This is a genomic window from Salinactinospora qingdaonensis, assembly GCF_039539445.1.
Taxonomy (GTDB): Bacteria; Actinomycetota; Actinomycetes; order Streptosporangiales; family Streptosporangiaceae; genus Salinactinospora; species Salinactinospora qingdaonensis.
In genome coordinates this window covers 373,758-392,724 of sequence record NZ_BAABDD010000002.1, presented here as the reverse complement: position 1 = coordinate 392,724, position 18,967 = coordinate 373,758, and the positions used below count along the sequence as shown (strand labels likewise).

Annotated in this window: 15 protein-coding genes; 8 read left to right on the top strand and 7 right to left on the bottom strand. The window is 69.9% G+C overall.

Features of this window, described 5'->3' with window-relative positions; translation table 11 throughout:
* Positions 1–294: 294 nt before the first annotated feature.
* Both ABD848_RS03850 and ABD848_RS03845 read left to right on the top strand, forming a co-directional pair.
* A complete protein-coding gene (locus ABD848_RS03850) occupies positions 295–1,509 on the top strand; it encodes a coiled-coil domain-containing protein (protein WP_344967290.1) in 1,215 nt (404 codons plus the stop codon).
* A gap of 190 nt (positions 1,510–1,699) precedes the next feature.
* Positions 1,700–3,733: an FUSC family protein gene (locus tag ABD848_RS03845; RefSeq protein WP_344967359.1), complete on the top strand. Its 2,034-nt coding sequence runs from the start codon at positions 1,700–1,702 to the stop codon at positions 3,731–3,733.
* 85 nt (positions 3,734–3,818) lie between these two features.
* On the opposite strand, the gene ABD848_RS03840 is transcribed toward ABD848_RS03845, so the two are convergent.
* Positions 3,819–4,481: a cyclase family protein gene (locus ABD848_RS03840; protein ID WP_344967288.1), complete on the bottom strand. Its 663-nt coding sequence runs from the start codon at positions 4,479–4,481 to the stop codon at positions 3,819–3,821.
* Between the two features lie 450 nt (positions 4,482–4,931).
* On the opposite strand from ABD848_RS03840, the gene ABD848_RS03835 reads away from it, so the two are divergent.
* Positions 4,932–5,645 (top strand): lysophospholipid acyltransferase family protein, encoded by a 714-nt coding sequence (locus tag ABD848_RS03835; RefSeq protein WP_344967285.1) that lies wholly within the window; start codon positions 4,932–4,934, stop codon positions 5,643–5,645.
* A gap of 531 nt (positions 5,646–6,176) precedes the next feature.
* On the top strand, positions 6,177–7,952 hold the full coding sequence (locus ABD848_RS03830) for a penicillin-binding transpeptidase domain-containing protein (RefSeq protein WP_344967283.1): 1,776 nt from the start codon (positions 6,177–6,179) through the stop codon (positions 7,950–7,952).
* 72 nt (positions 7,953–8,024) lie between these two features.
* On the opposite strand, the gene ABD848_RS03825 is transcribed toward ABD848_RS03830, so the two are convergent.
* Together ABD848_RS03825 and ABD848_RS03820 are read right to left on the bottom strand one after the other, a co-directional pair.
* A complete protein-coding gene (locus tag ABD848_RS03825) occupies positions 8,025–8,327 on the bottom strand; it encodes a DUF3040 domain-containing protein (RefSeq protein ID WP_344967281.1) in 303 nt (100 codons plus the stop codon).
* 152 nt (positions 8,328–8,479) lie between these two features.
* Positions 8,480–10,183, bottom strand: a complete 1,704-nt coding sequence (locus ABD848_RS03820; protein ID WP_344967279.1) for a glycoside hydrolase family 10 protein — start codon at positions 10,181–10,183, stop codon at positions 8,480–8,482.
* A 171-nt stretch (positions 10,184–10,354) separates the two neighbouring features.
* Here ABD848_RS03820 and ABD848_RS03815 point away from each other — a divergent pair, with 171 nt between their 5' ends.
* Both ABD848_RS03815 and ABD848_RS03810 read left to right on the top strand, forming a co-directional pair.
* Positions 10,355–11,401 (top strand): Rv2578c family radical SAM protein, encoded by a 1,047-nt coding sequence (locus ABD848_RS03815; protein WP_344967277.1) that lies wholly within the window; start codon positions 10,355–10,357, stop codon positions 11,399–11,401.
* 71 nt (positions 11,402–11,472) lie between these two features.
* Positions 11,473–12,741 carry an isochorismate synthase gene (locus ABD848_RS03810; RefSeq protein ID WP_425567416.1) on the top strand — a complete coding sequence of 423 codons (1,269 nt, stop codon included), beginning with the start codon at positions 11,473–11,475 and terminating at the stop codon, positions 12,739–12,741.
* A gap of 54 nt (positions 12,742–12,795) precedes the next feature.
* On the opposite strand, the gene ABD848_RS03805 is transcribed toward ABD848_RS03810, so the two are convergent.
* Positions 12,796–13,422: a hypothetical protein gene (locus ABD848_RS03805; RefSeq protein ID WP_344967275.1), complete on the bottom strand. Its 627-nt coding sequence runs from the start codon at positions 13,420–13,422 to the stop codon at positions 12,796–12,798.
* On the bottom strand, positions 13,419–13,757 hold the full coding sequence (locus ABD848_RS03800) for a PadR family transcriptional regulator (protein ID WP_344967273.1): 339 nt from the start codon (positions 13,755–13,757) through the stop codon (positions 13,419–13,421). Before ABD848_RS03800 ends, ABD848_RS03805 begins: the two co-directional genes overlap by 4 nt.
* Positions 13,758–13,845: 88 nt before the next feature.
* Here ABD848_RS03800 and ABD848_RS03795 point away from each other — a divergent pair, with 88 nt between their 5' ends.
* Together ABD848_RS03795 and ABD848_RS03790 are read left to right on the top strand one after the other, a co-directional pair.
* Positions 13,846–14,373: an ArsR family transcriptional regulator gene (locus ABD848_RS03795; RefSeq protein ID WP_344967271.1), complete on the top strand. Its 528-nt coding sequence runs from the start codon at positions 13,846–13,848 to the stop codon at positions 14,371–14,373.
* A 13-nt stretch (positions 14,374–14,386) separates the two neighbouring features.
* Positions 14,387–15,940, top strand: a complete 1,554-nt coding sequence (locus tag ABD848_RS03790; protein WP_344967269.1) for a serine hydrolase domain-containing protein — start codon at positions 14,387–14,389, stop codon at positions 15,938–15,940.
* A gap of 255 nt (positions 15,941–16,195) precedes the next feature.
* On the opposite strand, the gene ABD848_RS03785 is transcribed toward ABD848_RS03790, so the two are convergent.
* Together ABD848_RS03785 and menD are read right to left on the bottom strand one after the other, a co-directional pair.
* The gene (locus ABD848_RS03785; protein ID WP_344967267.1) at positions 16,196–16,984 is read right to left on the bottom strand and encodes a cupin domain-containing protein; all 789 of its coding nucleotides are present in this window, start codon (positions 16,982–16,984) and stop codon (positions 16,196–16,198) included.
* A gap of 168 nt (positions 16,985–17,152) precedes the next feature.
* Positions 17,153–18,829 carry a 2-succinyl-5-enolpyruvyl-6-hydroxy-3-cyclohexene-1-carboxylic-acid synthase gene (menD, locus tag ABD848_RS03780; RefSeq protein ID WP_344967265.1) on the bottom strand — a complete coding sequence of 559 codons (1,677 nt, stop codon included), beginning with the start codon at positions 18,827–18,829 and terminating at the stop codon, positions 17,153–17,155.
* Positions 18,830–18,967 lie beyond the last annotated feature (138 nt).

The window sequence follows — 18,967 nt, the reverse complement described above, 5'->3', positions numbered from 1 at the left end:
CCCGGTTACGGCGTCGGCCCCGGCCTCCGCCTGCCTTGTCGGGGTGGTGGCTCCACGTCGGCCCCAGCCCCTGTCGTGGTACCCGTGCCACCTCAGGCACAGCCCGCCCCGGGCTGCTGAGATCGCGAAGCGATCGAGGCACGAGCGAACGGCAAACCCTCCAGGCACAGCCCACCCCCGGCTTGACAAACCCATAGAAGCACCCCCCCTTCCGATGCTGCCGACCCGCGCCTGCCGGCCGGGCGTGTGGTAAGCGCACCGCGCCGGCCGTGGGGAACGGCTACGCTCGTCGCCGTGGCCGACGCGAACACCTGTAACTTTCCGGGCTGCCAGCGGCCTGTGCCGCGAAGCTCCTCCCCTGGCCGCCCCCCGGAATACTGTGACCTGCCCGAACACACACGCTGGCGGGCGTGGCGGGAGCGGCAGCGCCTCCAGCAGGAGGCGGCTGAGCGCGAACGCGAGCAAGCGGCAGCCGCGCAAGCGACCGAGCCCCCCACGGCCTCGGCTGCCGCGGAGCCCGAGACCGCCGGCAGCGTTGACGCGGCTCCCGTCACCCGCGCCCGGCTGCGCGCCGACGAGCTCCTGACCCGCTTTTGCGTCCAGACCGAGCAGTTAAGCGCCACGCTCACCGCCGCCACCGAGGCGTTCGCGGCGATGACCGACCCGGCTAGCGCTGAGGCGCAAGTGGAGGCGGCGCGGTTGGATGCGGCGCGCCGCATCGCCGAGGCCGACTCGGCGCGGCTAGCCGCCGAGAACGACCGGCGCAGCGCCAAAGCCGCGCGCACGGAGGCCGAAGCGAAGGCCGCCTCGGCTATGGCCATGGCCGGTTCCGCTGAACGGCGGGCCGACGAGGCGATCTCCACGCGGGATGCGGGGATCGCCGAACGCGACCGGGCCGTGAGCCAACTGCGACAGGCCCAGCAGGAGCGCGACGCCGCACTCGCCGAGGCCAACGCCGGGCTGGCCCAGGCCGAGCGACGAGTGCGCGCTACCGAGCAGGAGGCAGCCGCTCAGGTGGAGCGGGTGCACCGCGAGGCCGGCGAGGAGATGGCGCGGCTACGGGAGCGCGGCGAAGCTGAGCGAGAACGGCTCCAGGAGCGGCTGACCGAGGAGACCCGGGCGCGCGAAGAGGCCACTCGCCGCGGTGAGCGGGCCGAGCTCGCCGCCGAACGCGCCCAATCGCGGGCCTCGGATCTGGCGGAGGAACGCGACCGGATCGCGGCCGACCTCCAGGCACAGCACGAGCGGTTCACCGCCGAGTTGCAGCGGGCCCGGGCCGACGTGGAGGCCGAGCGCGCCCGCTTCGACGAGGCGCTGCGCAGCCAACGCGAAAGCGCGGCGCGCGATCTCGCTGAGGCCAAGGCGGCCAACGCCGAACGGATCGCGGCCGTGGAGGACGGTCGGGATCAGGCGCGGCACCGGGCCGAGCGGGCCGAGGCCCAACTCGACGAGGCGTTGGCCGAGGTCGCGCGGCTACGGGCCGCTTTGGAAGGCGAAGCGAACGGTTGAATACCGGCGGTAGCTGCCAGGTGGGCCACACACCCACGTGAGCACGACGACGGTGATCGCGGACTGCCCGGGAGGAATCGGGCGTAGCTGGACTTTTAACATTGGGGCTGTGGTTGATCAAGGAGACACCGGTGACAGCGGTAGCGAGGAACCGGTAACCGGCGATCACGAATGGCGAGCCCCGGCGCGCATGCGGGCGACCGTGGCCGAGCGGCCCCACCCGCGGGTGAGCTTGGCGGCGATGTTTGGATTGGCCTCGGGGGGCTGGGAATGGTCCACCGGCATTAAGGCCACGCTGGCGATGGGCCTCTCGTTCGCGCTGGCGAGCGTGCTCTTCGATCCGCGCAACGGCGCGCTGGCGGCGCTGGGGTCGATGACGGTGCTCTACGAGAAGCACACCCCCTACGCCCACCGCGCTATCGCGCTCGGGACTGTCGGCGCGGGCTTTGTCGCCAGCGTGACGCTGGGTTCGCTGGCGTCGGTAACGCTGTGGACCGCGGCGGTGATGATCGGTGTGGTGGCGGGGGCGGCCACGTGGCTGTGCCAAGCGCTGCGCGTCGATCGGCCGGGGCCGTTCTTCCTCGTGCTGGTGTGTGCGATCTCCACGATCGCCCCGGGCGGGCTCGCCCAAGTGCCGGTGCACGCCGCGCTGGGGGCGATGGGGGCCGCCATAGGGTGGGTGGTCTCGATGGCCGAAGCGCCGTTTCGTGGCCGACACCCGGAGAACCGGGCGGTGGCCGTGGCGTTTCGCCAGCTTGCACAGTTGCTGCGCGCCATCGGCACCCCTCGGTTGGATCATGTGCAGCACGAGGCGTCAGTGGCCGTAGCTGAGGCGTGGCGGCTGGTGTTGCTGGCCCAAACGCGCGGGCACCGCGACTCGCCGGCGGCGGCACGGCTGCGGGCGCTGCTGCGCTGGGTCTCCGACATCCACCTCGCCGCCACCGACGTGTCGCTGTCGCGTACCGAGCCGCTGCCTGAGGAGGTTCCGGCATTCGCTGAGGCGGTGGCCGAGGCGGTGGGCAAACCCGCGTCGAGCCCTGATCCAGCGGAGCTGGAAGGGGCCCGTAAGGGGCTGCGACCGCGCTCGCTGGAGGCCCGACTCTACAACCGCCTCAGCCGGACCGCGCAGGTGGCCCGCAAACGCGAGCACACCGACGACGAACGCGGGCTACGGCTGTACGACACCCGTCACCCCTCCCTGCTGACCTCGCTGCGCTCGGCGTGGAGCCGGGAGTCGCTGATCTTGCCGACGGCGCTGCGGATGGGGATCACCGTGGCAGCGGCCGGAGTGATCGGTCTCTTGCTAGGGCTGGATCGCTTCTATTGGATCTCGATCACGACCGCTGTGGTGTTGCAGGGCGGCAACGTCGTCTTGACGGTGAACCGTTCGGCGCAACGCGCGCTCGGCACGATCCTGGGCGTGTTCATCGGTGCGGCGGTGCTCATGCTGGAGCCGACACTGCCCGCGGTGATCGTGGGGACCGCGGTGTTCCAAGGGCTGGCGCAGTTGCTCATCGGCCGCAACTTCCTCTACGCCAGCGTCATGCTGACCCCCATGGCCCTGTTGATCGTGCATACCGCGGCGCCTTCCCCGATCGGGGAACTCGCTCAACAACGCGTGATCGACACGCTGCTGGGGTCACTGATCGGCATGGTGGGCGCACTGGTGCTGTGGCGCGGGGCCTCGGGCGCGCGGCTGCCCAACCGGATTCTGGCGGTGTTGGACGACACGCGCACTGTCCTCACCGAACTTCTCGACCCGGACGTGCGGACCAGCCCGGAGCGGCGTTACCAACTGCGACGGGATCTGCGCGCCGATCTGTTGAGCCTGCGCGGCGTCTATGACAGCGCTATCGGCGATGTGCCGCGCGCCAACACCACACAGCCCTTGTGGCCGGTGGTGATCGCCACACAGCGCACCGGGTACCTGGCGCTTTCGACACTGGCGTTGGACAACCCGCCTACGGCTTCCCAGATCGCCCTACAGCGACTGGACGTGGCCTTTAGGGAGCTCAGTTCGGCGCTGCGGGAGCGGCGCACCCCACGCCTAGGCGCCCTACCGCGGCTCGTGGACTATCCGCGCATCAACATGGAACTGCGGGCGCTGTCGTCGTCGATACGCACGGCAGTGGCCGAGGACGCGCGCACGGCCACCCTGGAACAGCAGCGCCGGGCCCAGCGCGAACACCACCGTGCCCGGGAGGAGATCGACGCCGATCTGTGAGCAGGGCGGGACTGCTGGGCGATTGCCCGGCCCGGCTGCCGGGTCCGCAACCGCCCGCGACGGTCAGGACCCGGCCAGTGCGGCCCTAGTCGGCCACGGTGGCGAAGGCGCGCACGGGGAAGGTGCCCAGACCGCGTACTTTCACCGGGACGGCGTAGAACTCGAAGCCGGTCGTGGGGAGCTGGTGCAGCAGGCACAGGTGCTCGACGATGGGGATGCCGGCGGCCAGCAGCGTGGAGTGGGCGGGGCGGGGGCCTCCTTGGATGGCGGTGTCGTCGATGTTGACCGAGTCGATGCCGACGAGTGCGGCGCCGGCTTCCTCCAGCGCCTTAGCGCCGGCTTCGGTGAGGAAGGGGTGCTCCGGGGAGCCGTACTGCTCAGTGCGCCAGTACCGGTCCCATTCGGTGCGGATGAGCACTGCCCGCCCGGCCACGTCGACGCCTTCAAAGACCTCTGGCCCCACGGCGCGCTCGGTGGGATCGACGACGATCCCCGGCACGCCGGCGATCTTGGCCAGCTCCAGGTCGGCCAGATCGGAACCGTCGCGGTAGCGGTGAGCCGGCGTGTCGAGGTAGGTGCCGGTGTTGGCGACCATCGAGATACGGCCGATGTGGAACTCGGTCCCGGGAGCGTAGCTCCGGTGGGAGTCCTCAAAGGAGAGGTGATCCTCGATGACCGGCCCGGGCAGTCCCGGGTAGGTCGTCATGCCGGCCACGATCTGGTGGCTGAGGTCGACCAGGTGCGTCACTGCTTCGCCCCCTTTGGTGTGCGCTTGTTGACCCGGCCTGACGGGTGCCGTGGTGGTGATGACCGCCGGCCCGCCCTAAAGGTCTAGACCAAACTACTAGCGCTTCTACCATAGACCGCAAGCCCCCACCCGCACTACGACCGCCACCCCAGTGCCGTGCCTGCCCTACCGACAAGACCGCGCGCCATGGGGCTCGAACGCGGCTCTGAACCCGCTGCGGCGCCCCGCCTTCGACGGCCGGAACGGGGTGGCCCGCTCTCCCTGGCCGGGAAGACACCGTCCTCACCTGGATATTCGTCGCTGGGTTAGCTCCCGAAACCGGACCGTTGCCGTACTCGGCCGTGCCGTCGTTGCCCGGCGCGATTGTCCCCTGCTTCTCCCGCCTGGTTTAGATTGACGGGCATGCGCTCGAACTCCCCCCTGGCCTCTTCGTATGAGGAGAGGCGCACCGTGTCACTGTACGGGGCCGCCAAGACGGTCATTGCGCCGGTCACGCGAACGCTGTGGCCGATGCGGGTGGAAGGGGTGGAACACATTCCCCTCCACGGGCCGGTGATCCTGGCCTCGAATCACCTGTCCAACATCGATCCGCTGTTCATCGGCGTGGCCGTTCCGCGGCAGGTGAGCTTCATCGCCAAACAGGAACTGTTCGCCGAAGGAAACCTCGCGCAGCGCGTCTTCACTCGCGCGCTGCGCGGCATTGGTCAGCTCTCGGTTGAGCGCAGCCCGGGCCAGAACGCGCGCCAGGCTATGGACCACAGTCTGGAGGCTCTCCAGCGGGGCGCGGCCTTTGGCATCTTCCCCGAAGGCACCCGCTCGCCCGACGGTCGGCTCTACCGGGGACAGACGGGACTGGCCTGGCTGGCGCTAAGCGCCAAAGTCCCCGTGGTGCCGGTAGCGGTGTCGGGAACCTCGCGCATCATGCCGGCTGAACGTCGCCTGCCCAGGCTGCGGCGTATCGGGGTGCGTTTTGGGGCACCGGTCGACCTGTCGCCCTGGGATGGACGCGCCGGCGAGGCACGCGCCCGCCGCGCGGCCACCGACGCGGTCATGGCAGCCATCCAGCAACTGTCGGGGCAGGAACGAGTTGGCCGGTTCGCCGCTTCGGTCAAAGCCGAACTGCTGCGCGCCAGCGACGGTGTCTCGTCTCAGCACCGCGCCTGAGAGGTGCCGCTGCCGTTGCGGGGGTCGGGCCAAGGCGGTCCCGACGGTGATCGCCTCAGGGGGTGCCCGTGCCAGGGGTGGCCTGGGAGGAGCCCGGGCACGGGCCGGGGCCCGGCTGCGGCGGGGCCGGCAGGCACCGACGCAGCCGCAATGTGACTCAGGTAACCGTGGGTTTCCCGCGAGCACTCGGAACACGCTCCGGCCGATATACGTTAAAGTCGCTCGTGGCCGGTGTGGTAGCAAGTGTCCCCCGGGCCTCACCTATTGCCTTCGTGGAATACCGCGTCCGGTGCTCACGTGCGTGAGACGTCGGCGGTCATGGAGCCACGTTGTGCCACGCGCCGAGAGGCGACCGCCACATCGGCCACATCTGGCGTGCTGCCCCGTTCCCGACCCCGCGGAAGGGAACGGGGCGTTGTCATGTCGGACTCCAGCGCTCCCCTCCGCTGACCAGGTCCGACCTCCCCTCCTCAGGTAACGCACTCCCAGCCAGCTATTGGGCTTCCCCCACCAACGGAAGGACGCGAGGGCGTGGACGACAGCAGATCCCCCGAATACGATCCCAGCCCCGACCCCCGCCGACCGGACATGCGCCCCCCGGCCGAGGGGCCACGACACTCAGCGACGGCACCGCCCTCACGACGACGCTCACGACGACGCTCGCGCCTGGGCTGGATTCTCAGCGGCATCGCGGGAGTGACCGTCCTGGCGCTGGTGGGGGCGGGCGTCTCCTGGTACGTACTCTCCCGACCCGCCCCAGCGGAAACAGCCGCGGCCTACATCGAGGCGTGGAGCTCCGGTGACTACGCAGCGATGGGCGAGGTGGCCACTGGCGGCGACGTCGTGGCGGCCCACGAGCGCATCGCTGCGGAACTGTCGGTGGAGACGACGACCGCCAGCGTGGACACGGTCAGCGAAGACGGCGATCGGGCCACGGCGACCTTCACCGTCACCCATACCCTGGCCGACGCCGGCGAGTGGGGCTACGCTGGCGAACTCCCGCTGCGGCTAGTCGACGGCGCCTGGCGCGTGGAGTTCTCCCCCCGTGTCATCCACCCAGAGCTGAGCGAGGGGCAGACGCTGACCCGCGTCAGCGAGCGAAACGAGCGGGGCCACATCCTGGCGGCCGACGGTTCCCGGCTCGACACCGAGGACGCCGCCGGCTCGGTGAAGATCCTCACCGGATCGGTGGGCACGGTGACCGAAGAGGATCTCCAGCAACTCGGCTCGGCTTACCAAGTGGGCGACCCCACGGGCAAAGGCGGGCTACAGCAGGCCTACGAGCAGCGCTTGGCGGGGGTTCCCGACACCTCGATCCAGGTGGTCTCCGATGGCGAGGCCGATGACGCCACCGCAGACGAGCCCACGGTCGTGGGCACCATCGAGGGCGCCGACGGCGAGGACGTTGCGACCAGCCTCGCCCCTGCCGTGCAGCGTGCCGCCGCTCAGGCCATCGTCGGGCAGGACAAGCCCGCCGCGTTCGTGGCTGTGCGCCCCTCGACCGGCGAGATCCTGGCCGCGGCCACCATCCCCGGCGGCTACCACCGCGTCCTTGACGGCCAGTACCCGCCCGGTTCCACGTTCAAGATCGTCAGTTACAGTGCGCTGCTCGACAACGGGCTGACGATGAACGACACGATGGACTGCCCCAAGACCGCCGACATCGGAGGGTGGCCGTTCAAAAACGCCCACGACGCCGCCTACGGGGAGCAGACCGTCACCGAGGCATTCGCCACGTCGTGCAACACCGCGCTGGTCAAGGAGGTGACCGAGCGGCTCGACAGTGAACTGCTGACCGCCGCTGCCGAGCAGTTCGGGATGAACGCCGGGCTCGACATCGGCCTGTCGAGTACCGATCCGTCGTTCCCGCCGCCAGAGAACAACACGATGCTGGCCGCAGCCAGCATCGGTCAGGGCAAGATTTTGACCTCGCCGTTGCAGATGGCCACCGTGGCAGCCGCGGTCGCTGACGGCTCGTGGCGTTCACCGGTGCTGGTGACCGATCCAGCCGTACCCGACCAGCCGCAGCCGCGCCCGGTCGATCATGCTGAGGCCCTCCGGTCGATGATGCGGGCTGTGGTCACTGACGGCACCGCCAGCGAAGCCGGGTTCACCGGAGAGGTCTACGGCAAGACCGGCTCGGCGGAGTTCGGCACCCCCCAAGAAGGGGAGGAGTTGGATACCCATGCCTGGTTCGTGGGTTTCCAGGGCGGAGCCGATCTGGCGTTCGCCGTCATGGTCGAAGGTGGCGGCGGTGGCGGTTCGGTGGCCGCGCCACTGGCCAAGTCGTTCCTCGACGCTCTTTAACCCTGTCCAGCCGCGGAGCGGGTGGCCACGCCGGCGCGGCCACCCCTAGCGGTGGTGCCCGCTCCGCCAGGGCTATGGCGCTTGTGGCTGGGTGTTGGGGGCCGTCACCTCAACGTCCCCGCTCTGCTGGGGCGCGGAGTCCTGCACAGCCTGGGTCGAGGTTGTCAGGAACAGCACGATGAGCAGCCCGATCACCGCAGCCCCAATCGCCGCGCACACCGCCCACGGTTTCCACCCCGCCCCCATGGCTGCCCGCATGAATGCCGGATCGTCGGCCCCAAACGAGGTAAGGTGCCCAGCCAACTCCGGGTCGTCCTCGGTGAGGTGGTGCTCGATTTGGGCCAGAATCCGCCGCTCGTTCTCTCTCAGAGCCATTGCACCCTCCTCGGCCTGCGGGGGGCTTCTCTCAGCTATGGCGTGTGTCTCAGATCTGCCCCCTCACACCTGGTTCTATCCCGCGCGGGGGCGAAGAATTCACTCCTGAGCCGATTTCCTCCCCGCTGGCGCCTCAGGGAGGCCGGAGGGTGTCAGCCGACGCTGACCTGGCTCCCCGATCCGGGCGGGCTTTCGGTGCGGTAGGCGTCCAACGCGGTCACGTAGTAGCGGGCGTCGTCGGCGGGTTCTTCAACACCTGTGTGCAGGTAGGTCTGCTCACCGCCGCCCTGGGCACCGACCACGTCGACCAGGTGGGCGGCGTCGGCGAGCGCGCAGGGGTCCGCCGCAGCGTCTCCAGTGACACGGTAGATGGCAAACATTCGAGCCGACTCCTCAGCCGTCCACGTGAGACGGACCTCGCTGGGGCTGGTGCGCTGGGCGCTAAGGTCGGCGACGGCCGCGACGCCGGCTGTCTCGCCGTCGGCCTTGGGCGGCAGCGCCGGGCGGTCGTAGTGCTTGGCACGCAGATGGCGCATCGCCGCCTCAGCGCGCCCGCCCAGGCTTTTGGAGGAGAAGTAGATGTCGCCTGTGACCTCTGGGTAGCCGGTGTTGAAGTCGAGCTGGCGCGTTAGGGCGTCGTCGCCTTCCCAGTGGTCATCGCCGACCTTGTAGGCGGCCTGGCCGATGTAGAGGTCAACGGAGGTGCCGGCGACCTCGTCAGCCCACCACGGCACCAGCGTCTCGTAGTCAGCGAGCTCGAAGCCGCGGTACCAGTACAACTGCGGGACGACGTAGTCGAGCGAGCCCTCTTGAATCCAGGCGCGCGTATCGGCGTAGAGAGCGCTGTAGGACTGTAACCCCCGAGTGTCGGAGCCCGAGGCGTCGGAACGGCTGTTGCGCCAGATCCCAAACGGAGACACCCCGAAACGCACCCATGGCTTGGCGGCGTTGATCCCTTCGTGCAGCTCGGCCAGCAGGGTGTTGACGTTATGGCGACGCCAGTCGGCTCGGCTGTCAAAACCGCTGCCGTGGGCGGCGAAGCTGGCGTCGTCGTCGAACTTCTCCCCCTGGGCCGGGTAGGGGTAAAAGTAGTCGTCGAAGTGGACGCCGTCGATGTCATAGCGCTCGACGACGTCGAGGACGACGTCGTTCACCCATGCGCGCACGTCGGGGTTGCCCGGGTCGAGCCAGCCCTGACTGTCATGGGTGATGAGCCAGTCGGGGTTGCGGCGGGCGGGATGATCCTCGGTGAGGTTGGCCAAGTCGGGGTCTTGCCACCCGACGCGGTAGGGGTTGAACCAGGCGTGCAGCTCCAGACCGCGCGCGTGAGCCTCGTCAATAGCGAAAGACAATGGATCGTAACCAGGGTCTTTACCCTGGGTGCCGGTGAGGTAGCGCGCCCAGGGCTCCAGCTCGGACTCATACAGGGCGTCGGCGGTGGGACGCACGTGGAAGAACACGGCGTTGAGGCCGAGGTTCTTGGCGCGGTCGAGTTGCGCGCGCAGCTCGTCTTTTTGCGTGGCGACGCTCAAGCCGGGCTCAGAGGGCCAATCGATATTGCGCACGGTCGCGATCCACACCCCGCGCAACTGCCGTTTGGGGTGGGCTGTCTCAGCAGGGTCCGCCTGGCACGTGGCAGGCAGGCGCTGTGGAAGGGAGCCGGAGGGCGTGGCACCGGGGCGGGGCAGGGCGGTGGTCCGCCGCTGGGAGCCATCAGCCTGCCGGGAGGCGTCTGCTGCAACGGAAGGGGCGGGGTTGTGCGCGGGCTCGGGGTGGGACCCGGCCGACACGGCAGTGCACGAGGTCAACAGCGGCAAAGCGACGACCGCGCCCGCCGACCGGGTGAACCATCCCATCGAGTCATCTCCTCGCAACCGTTTCGTGATGTCTGGACCAAGGACACTTTAAACGCCGTAGAGCTGCGCCGACGCCGCAACGCGCTCAGCGCGGACCAGAAAAACCCAAAATCGAACGTACGTTCTACACTGGTGAGGTGAGAATGCACCACCGCCCGGGAGGAGACAGCGATGCGCTGGGACAGCCTCGCCGCGACCGCTGAGGACCAGGCCGAGGCCACCCCCGCGCTGCTGGAGCAGGGAGCCCGCCCGCGCACCTTCGCCACGCCCGAGTTCCGGGGGATGACCTTCTACGAGGTGCGGGCCCGGTCGATCGTCAACGAGGTGTCTCCGACCTCACAGGTGCCGTTCCGACTGACGATCAACCCCTACCGCGGCTGTAGCCACGGATGTGTCGGGTGTTTCGCGCGACGCAGCCACACCTACCTCGACTTGGACGCCGGCGAGGATTTCAACAGCCGCGTCGTCGTCAAGGTCAACGCCGCCGAGGTGGTGCGGGCCGAACTGGCACGGCCGCGGTGGCGTTCCCGCAACGCGGGAGCCCACATCGCGATGGGCACCAACGTCGACTGTTACCAACGCGCCGAGGGGCGCTATCGGCTGATGCCCGGCATCATCGCCGCGCTCCGCGACTTCGGTCACCCCTTTTCCATCCTCACGCGCGGGCCGTTGATCTTGCGCGACCTGGAGCTGATCGGGGCAGCCGCCGAGAAGGTCGAGGTGGGCGTGAGCGTGTCGGTACCGTTCGTCGACGACGAACTGTCCGGCGCGTTCGAGCCGGGCGCGGCCCGGCCGGGGGCCCGGCTGCGCATCAGTGCCGCGTTCAACGAGGCCGGCCTGGGGTGCGGCGTGCTCATGGCGCCGATCCTGCCCTATCTCAGCGATTCCCCGCGCCAACTGGAGGCCACCGTGCGGGCCATCGCCGAGACCGGGGCGACCAGCATCACCCCGATCGTGTTGCATCTGCGCCCGGGCGCGCGGGAGTGGTACATGGCCTGGCTAGGCGAGCACTACCCGGAATTGGTCCCGCGCTATACGGAGCTGTACCGGGGGAGCTCGTATGCCCCACGGGCCTACCAGCGGCGCGTCACCGAGCGCGTGCGCGCGCTGGCGCGGGCCTACGGCATCGTCGACCGCGAGGCCAAGCGCGGCCACCGCGGCTCGGGGAGCACCTCGTCCCCGCCATCCTCGACCGGCACCCAACTGTCGCTGCTGTGAGAGGCGCCCCGGCGGGCGGGAGGCCGAAGACACGGAGAAACGGCCACGTCAGCGCCGTAGACTCTCCCTTTGTGAGTGTCGCCGAAATGTCAGCCAACCTCAGTGTCCGTACTGTCGCGTTGGCCGACGAGCGTGACCTGCTCGACCACGTGCCCGAGACAGCGCCGCTGGGGTGGCTACGCCACGGCGAGGGGATCGTGGCCTGGGGCGAGGCCGCCCGCGTCGAGCTTGCGCCCGAGGACGCCGTGCGGGGTGCGGTGCGCTTCGACTCGGCGGCTCACCGGCTGGGGCGCTTGTTCGGCTCCGCCGAGGTCGACGACGCCGTGGAGCTGCCCGGGACGGGCCCCGTGGCTTTTGGGTCGTTCACGTTCGACCCGCGCTCCAGTGGATCGGTTCTGGTCGTGCCGCGTGTGGTGGTGGGCCGTCGCCAGGGGCGCACCTGGCTGACCACGATCTGCGACCGTCCCGGCTCTCACCCTCAAGAGCTCCTGGCGCGGGTCACTCCCTGGCGGCCGGTGGAGGAGCTTAGGTGGTCGGCGGGCACGTTGAGCTCCGATGAATGGCAAACGGCCGTGGCCCGAGCCGTAGCGCGCATCAAAGACGGCGAGCTCGATAAGGTCGTGCTGGCCCGCGACGCCCTCGCCCAAGCGCGCGAACCGATCGACGTACGTAGGCTGCTGGCGCGGCTGACACGCGACTACCCCGACTGTTACACGTTCTCGGTGGCGGGCATGGTGGGCGCCACCCCGGAGCTGCTGGTGCGCCGAGAGGGCGAGCATGTCACCGCGCTGGTGCTCGCCGGTACGCGCCCCCGGGGCCGCACCGAGAGCGAGGACGCTCGGCTGGCCGAAGAGCTGTTCTCCTCGGCCAAGGAGAGCGAGGAACACCGCTATGCCATCGAGTCGCTGCGCGCGACGTTGAGCCCGCTGTGCTCGGCTATCGACACCGCCGAGCATCCCGAACTGCTGCGGCTGGCCAACGTACAGCACCTCGCCTCGCCGGTACGCGCCACCGTAGGCTCCGGCGTGGCCACGCTGGAGGTGGTGGCGGCCCTGCATCCCACCGCGGCGGTGGGGGGCACCCCCACAACGGCGGCCATGGAGTTGATCGCCGAACTGGAAGGGATGGACCGAGGCCGCTACGCCGGGCCGGTGGGCTGGATCGACGCCCGCGGCAACGGCGAATGGGGCATCGCCATCCGCAGCGCCGAGATCATGGGAGCGCGGGCGCGGTTGTTCGCCGGCTGCGGCATCGTCGCCGGTTCCGAGCCCGCGACCGAGTTGGCCGAGGCCGAGACCAAGTTCCGGGTGATGCGCGAAGCGTTGACCGATCGGGGGTAGGCGCGGCGGCAAGCCGCTGCCCTGCGGGGACGGGGCAGAGCAACGGCGGGGATCTCACCGTGGCGTCGGCTGCGTGGGCCCCGCTGCCCCACCGCCCCAGGCGAAGGGGGTGCCGTCGGGGTGGAACTCGTGCTTGCGCAGCGTCTCGCGGCGGCGTCGGCCGGCGCCGGCCAACTGCACCGAGAAGAACACGGCCACGAACCCCAGCGCTTCCAGCACGTTGGTCAGCTCGATGGGGACCTGATACTGACCGAGCTCCGCCAGCGCGTGCGGCAGGGGGTCGCCGCTTTGGAGTACCTGGGAGCCAACGGGGCTGTAGAGCACCAGCACCGCCAGCGGGGAGAGCAGCAGCATGCTGCAACCGATGACGGCGAGCCCTTGGCGCAGTGGGAACCACCGTCCCAGCGCCTCGTCGCGGGCCCACATCCGATACCGGAACGGGAGGCGGGCCCCGAAGGAGCGGTAGGCCAGCCACCACAGCAGCGAGGGCCGCTCGCGTAGCCGGGCGCGCAGGCCGGCAAAGAGCAGCGCCCACCACTCGCCGCGGCTGGGCTCCTCGGCCGCGGGGTCGCGCAGGTCGAGTGCGGTGGCGATGATCTCCTCACCGTGGCGTTGGCGGTCGTGCGGCGGATAGCCGCGCAGCGCCCGCCGGAGCTGCCGTTCGTAGTGATCCATGCTCACGCCGCCCCCATCCCCGGCTGTGGCCGTGGCGCGCGCAGCCGGGCGCGCGCGGTCTGGGCCAGGCGCTCCAGCCGTTCGGTCTCCTCGGCCAGCACCCCGTGGCCGGCCTCGGTGAGCTGGTAATAGCGGCGGTGGCGACCGTTGATGACCTCCTCACCGGAGACAGTGACCAGCCCGTCATGGCCCAGCCGGTCCAGGGCACCGTAGAGGGTTCCGGCGGCGAGGCGGACCCGGTCGTCGGAGATGCAGCGCACCGCCGTCACGATTGCGTAGCCGTGCAGTGGCCCGTCGGTGAGGGCCAACAGGATCAGGTAGCTCTGCTCCCGTAATGCCATATTCGATATATATCGTAAAGCGATATATAAAGTCAAGGCTTTGCTATGCTGTTTTTACGTATATACGTATTAGCGTAGTATTATCGCTATGGTGGAATCCTCAGTCGATGACCTGGTGCGGCGCCTCCGCGAACTGGAGGAGCGCGTCGCTCACCTGGAAGCCCCGGCCCAGCCCCCCGGCGACACGCCGACGGCTCCCGAACCGACCGAGGACAGGTTCTGGGCTCTCAACGAACTCAAGCGCCTGGCCGAGGCCGACCAAGGCGGAGTGCTGTTCACCGGATTCGTCAACCTCAGCGAGGAGGAGAAGTACGAATGGCAACAAGGGGCGCACGCCAGCGACATCGTCGACTGGGACTGGTCGGAACTGTCCGACACGATAGACGCGCTGGGCCACCCCGTCCGCCTGCTGCTGCTACAACGCGTCCTGACCGGGACGCGGGGATCGGCAGAACTCAGAGACGACCCCGCACTTGGCACGACCGGACAGCTTTACCACCACTTGCGCCGGCTCGTGGCCGCCGGATGGCTGCAAATGTCGGGGCGGGGCCGCTACCGCGTTCCGCCTTCGCGCGTCGTCCCCCTTCTCACCATCCTGTTCGCCGCTCGACACTGACCCAGGAGTAACCGTGTCCGAGAGTCCCCTCCTCGTCCGCCCACCCGGCACCGTGTGGATCGCCGCGGGCGCAGCGGCCCTGGCCGCCACCGTGGTGGCGCTGTTACTGCTGCCCACAACCGAACCGGCGGCCGAGCACACCGCCGGCGACGAGGAACTCGCCGCCCAGGTGAGCGAATTACTCCCCGACGACACGGCCGTAGGCGTATCGGTGGCCGTGATCGAGGGCGAGACCACACGCCAGGCGGCGCTGGGCACCACCGACGGCTCGACCCCCGTCGAGGTGGCCACCCCCTTCGAGACGGGCTCCATCATGAAAACCGTCACAGCCACACTGCTGGCCGAGATGGTGGAGTCGGGCGAGGTGGAGCTGGAGACCACGCTCGGCGAAATCTGGCCCGAGACCGAGTTCAGCGACGAGCGGGCCGCCGACATCACCCTGGAGCAGATCGCCACCCACCACTCGGGTATCCCGCGCCTGGCCTTCGCCGATCCCTACGTCCTGGCGCAGACGGCGACCAACGAGGTCCTCGGTGGGCAAGCCTATGCAGCTTTCGACTCCCCCATCGAGGACATGGCCGCGATGCCGCTGCTGGACGCCCCGGGCGCGTCCTATGCCTACTCCAACCTGGGCTACGCGGTGCTGGGCCAGTCACTAGAGCAGGTGCTAGGCACCGACTACGCCACGGCGGTGCGCCAACGGGTACTGGAACCGGTGGGCATGGAGCACACGACGTTGCGCGCCACCGACGAGGCCGGCCTGCCGCCGGGGGCCGCGCTGCCCCACGCCGAACCCAACGTGCCCACCGCAGCATGGCGAGCCCCCGACTACCTGCCGGTCGGCGCGGGCTCGTGGAGCACGGCCGGCGACCTCGCCGCGTTCCTGCGCGCCAGCACCGAGGAGGACTCCCCCATCGCTGCGGCGGCCGCGCTGGCCCGTGAGCCCAGAGAACCGGCCGGGGAGTCCACCGAGACAGGGCTGGGGTGGGCCGCATCGACCACCGCCGAAGGCAACACGATGACCTGGCACAACGGGGCCTCGAGCGGGACCAGAACGTTCTTCGGCCGCAGCGGTGACCGCGGTGTGGTGGTCATGGCCAACAGCGCGGCCGTGCCGGTGGAGGCCCTGGGAACCCGGCTGATCGAGACCGAGGTGGAGATATTTCCCGAGCTGAGCTCGGGCAGCCCGATCTCGGCGGCGCTGGGGACCGCGGGTGGGGCACTGCTCTTTCCGCTGCTGAGCATCGCCTTCGCGCTGCGGGGCCGCGCCCGGCTTTCGGTGCTGGCCACCGACCGGCTGGGACTGCTCGGTTACCTGCTCGCCAGCACCACCCTGTGGCTGATCGTGCTACGCATCGGCAACTGGGGCTCCACGCCCCTGGTGATCGGTGCGCTGGGGGCCGGACTGTTGGCCGCGGCTGTCGTCCTCAGCGGGTGGCGCTGGCCCTCGGTACCGCTGACCAGGGGCACCCGCCCGTGGCTACGCTGGATCACCTTCCTGATCCCCGCAGCGCTGTTCGCCCTCCTGCTCTACACGGTGATCGCGGTCTTCACGCAACTGCCCTGACCCGGCGCCGCGGTAGCGCCACCTCGCACCCCGGCGGGCGCTAAGGTGCGAGGTGGCATCGGCGGAGTGGGCCAGGAGCGTTTCCGGGGGAACCTGTGGCCCGCCGGCGGGGCCGGCGGGGACGAGGAACGCGCTGCTGTCCTTGGGCACGAGGGTGACCGCCGCGCCCAAGCCCGCTGCGCCTCGGCGCGAGCACACCGTGCGGGCCGGATCGGCCGGCTCGCTGCTCGCCTGGGTGCAGGGAGCCGACCGGAGTCAGCCGGAGTCCCCCGGCGCGGCCTCGAAGTCGGCGAAGTCAAACCCCGGCGAGACGAAGCAGCTCACCAAGGTCTCCCCCGCCATGGGGACAGCGCTTTGCCAGGTTCCGGCGGGCACGAGCACCTGAGGGTGGTGGCCGGCCGTCACGTCGGGCCCCAACGTGAAACTCTCGGCCGGCTCGGGGTGGGCTCCGCCGCCCCCCAACCGCAGCAGCAGTGGCCCACCACGGTTGAAGACCCACATCTCTTCAGAGCGCACCCGGTGCCAGCACGACTCCTCACCCGGCGTCAGCAGGAAGTGGATACCGGTGGCTGTGGGGCGCGGGCCGGGATAGCCCTCAGGCAGCACGGTCACGGACGAACGCCAGGTTTGGCGGTACCAGCCCCCCTCCGGGTGGGGCAGCAGGTCAAGGGCTTCAGCGGTGGCGCCCCGCTGCTCGAAGGCGACGAACGCGCCCTCGGGGTCGCGCCGAGCGTAGCGAATCCCCACGACGGCCTCTCGGGTGAGGGGACCGTAGATGTGGGGGAAGCGCACCCCGTCGGCGACGCCGGGCGGTGGCGCGGGAACCGGGTCTTCCCACCGCACCGGCGACTCAAGGCGCTCGGTGTCGACGACGAGGACGATCTGGGACTCACTGTGGGTGCGGTAGAAGGCGTTGGCCACGGCCAGCATCGTGGACTCGTCGGGACAGGTGTGAACGAAGCCCTCGGTGCGCAGCGAGTCGGGCTCGATATCACCACCGGCCAGCCAGGTGGAAACCGACGTCAGATGCAGCACAGGTGTCATAGGTATCTGCGTACTCCATTTTCCCAACAGCGCGCGGACGGGCCTTTGGGGCGTAGGGGCGGCGCGGCCACCGCCACAGGCCAACCGCCCCATCGTCTCCAACAACGCGCGAGGCGCGCCACTCGCCCCCGTGGCGAGGGGCGCCCCGCAGGTAGGGCTCGGGCCGACTCAGCGCAGCGCCTGAGCGACGTCCTCGTGCAGGCGCTGGCGCAGCGCCGCCGACTCCCCCCGGTCGGTACGCACCTCGATGATGCGCAGCCCTTCGCCCGACAGCGCCTTGGGCAGATCCGTGGCCCACTCCAAGCGGGTGTAGGCGGTGTCGGTCACAGCGGCGATGCGCTCCATGGACACCCCGTGGGGGGTACCGAAGAGTTGCTCGAAGTCGGGGTGCCCGGCCTGCTCCAGGCCGGAGAAGATACCGCCGCCGTCGTTGTTGACGACCACGATCGCCAGGTCAGGGCGTGGCTCGCCAGAGCCGAGGAGTACGCCGTTTTGGTCGTGCAGCATGGCCAGGTCACCGAGGAGCGCATAGGCGGGGCCACCGCCGCGCTGCTGGTGGGCCAGCGCGGCGCCCACCGCGCTGGAAACCGTGCCGTCGATGCCGCTGACCCCTCGATTGCCGAGGATGCGGGCGCCGCAGCGCGCAGGCATCGTGGCATCGATGTCGCGGATGGGCATGCTGGAGCCGGCGAAGAGCAGGGACCCGTTGGGGACATGGTCGGTGAGGTCACGGGCCAGGCGCAACTCGGTCAGCCCCTCCTCGGCGTCGAGGAGGCCGTCGGTGACGGTGCGGGCAACGGCCTCAGCCTCGTGCCACGAACGGGCCCAAGCGGTGTCGGGGGTGGCCTCGGGATGGGCGGCGACGGCGGGGACGATGTCGGTGGCCGTGCGCACCGGGTCGGCAAACGAGTAGGGGTCTCCCACGACGACGTGGCGTCGAGCCGACCGTAGGTAGGCCAGCATCTGCCGGGACAGGCCCGGCCGGCCCACGCTGACCACGAGATCGGGAACGTGGGCGGCGGTGAAGTCCGGGATGGCCAGCAATTGCCGGTAGGTGGAGATCGCCTCGGCGCGGCGGGCGTTGGAGGTGGGTTCGGCCAGCAGCGGCCAGCCGGTGGCCATCGCCAACGCCAGGTAGGGGATCGGGTCGTAGTCGCCGTCGCCGCAGACGATGACCCCGCGCTCCACGTTGGGTAGGACGAACGGCGCGGGTTCGGCGGCGGCTCGGGCGGGGGCGATCCAGCCGCGGCCCTCGGGACGCCCCTCCAGCGGTTCAGGCCAGGCGGGGGAGGCGCCGCTGTCGCTGCCCTCGGGCACGAGCGGGTCGCGGAAGGCGAGGTTGAGGTGGACGGGGCCAGGACGGTCGCCCCCGTGGGCCACATTCCAGGCACGACAGGCCAGCGAACGCCAGTAGGCGTTCATACCTGGCTGCGGATCGGGCGTCCCCACCTCGGTGAATAGGCGCACCGATGAACCGTACAGGCCGATCTGGTCAATGGCCTGGTTCGCGCCGGTGCCGCGCAGCTCCGGTGGACGGTCGGCGGTGAGCACCAGTAGCGGCACGGAGCTGTGGTCGGCCTCGACCACAGCGGGGTGGAAGTTGGCTGCGGCCGTGCCCGAGGTGCATACCAGGGCCACCGGGTGGCGGGCACCACGCGCCAGGCCCAGAGCCAAAAACGCCGCCGATCGTTCGTCGATGCGCACATGGACCCGGATGTGGGGGTGGGCGACCAACGCGAGCGCGAGTGGGGTCGAGCGCGACCCTGGCGCGATAACGGCCTCGTCCAGCCCGCAGCGAGCCAGTTCGTCAACGAGGACATGCGCCAGGGCGGCAGAAGGGTTCACAACAACTTCTTTCGTTCGTGCGCTCGTGATCGTGGGAGTCCGTGCCCCTACTGTTTCGATTGTCCCGGTACGGGCGGCCGATCCCGCGGCGGGGCGTGACACGCCGCCGCACCAGTGACGGCGCAGTCATGTGAGGTT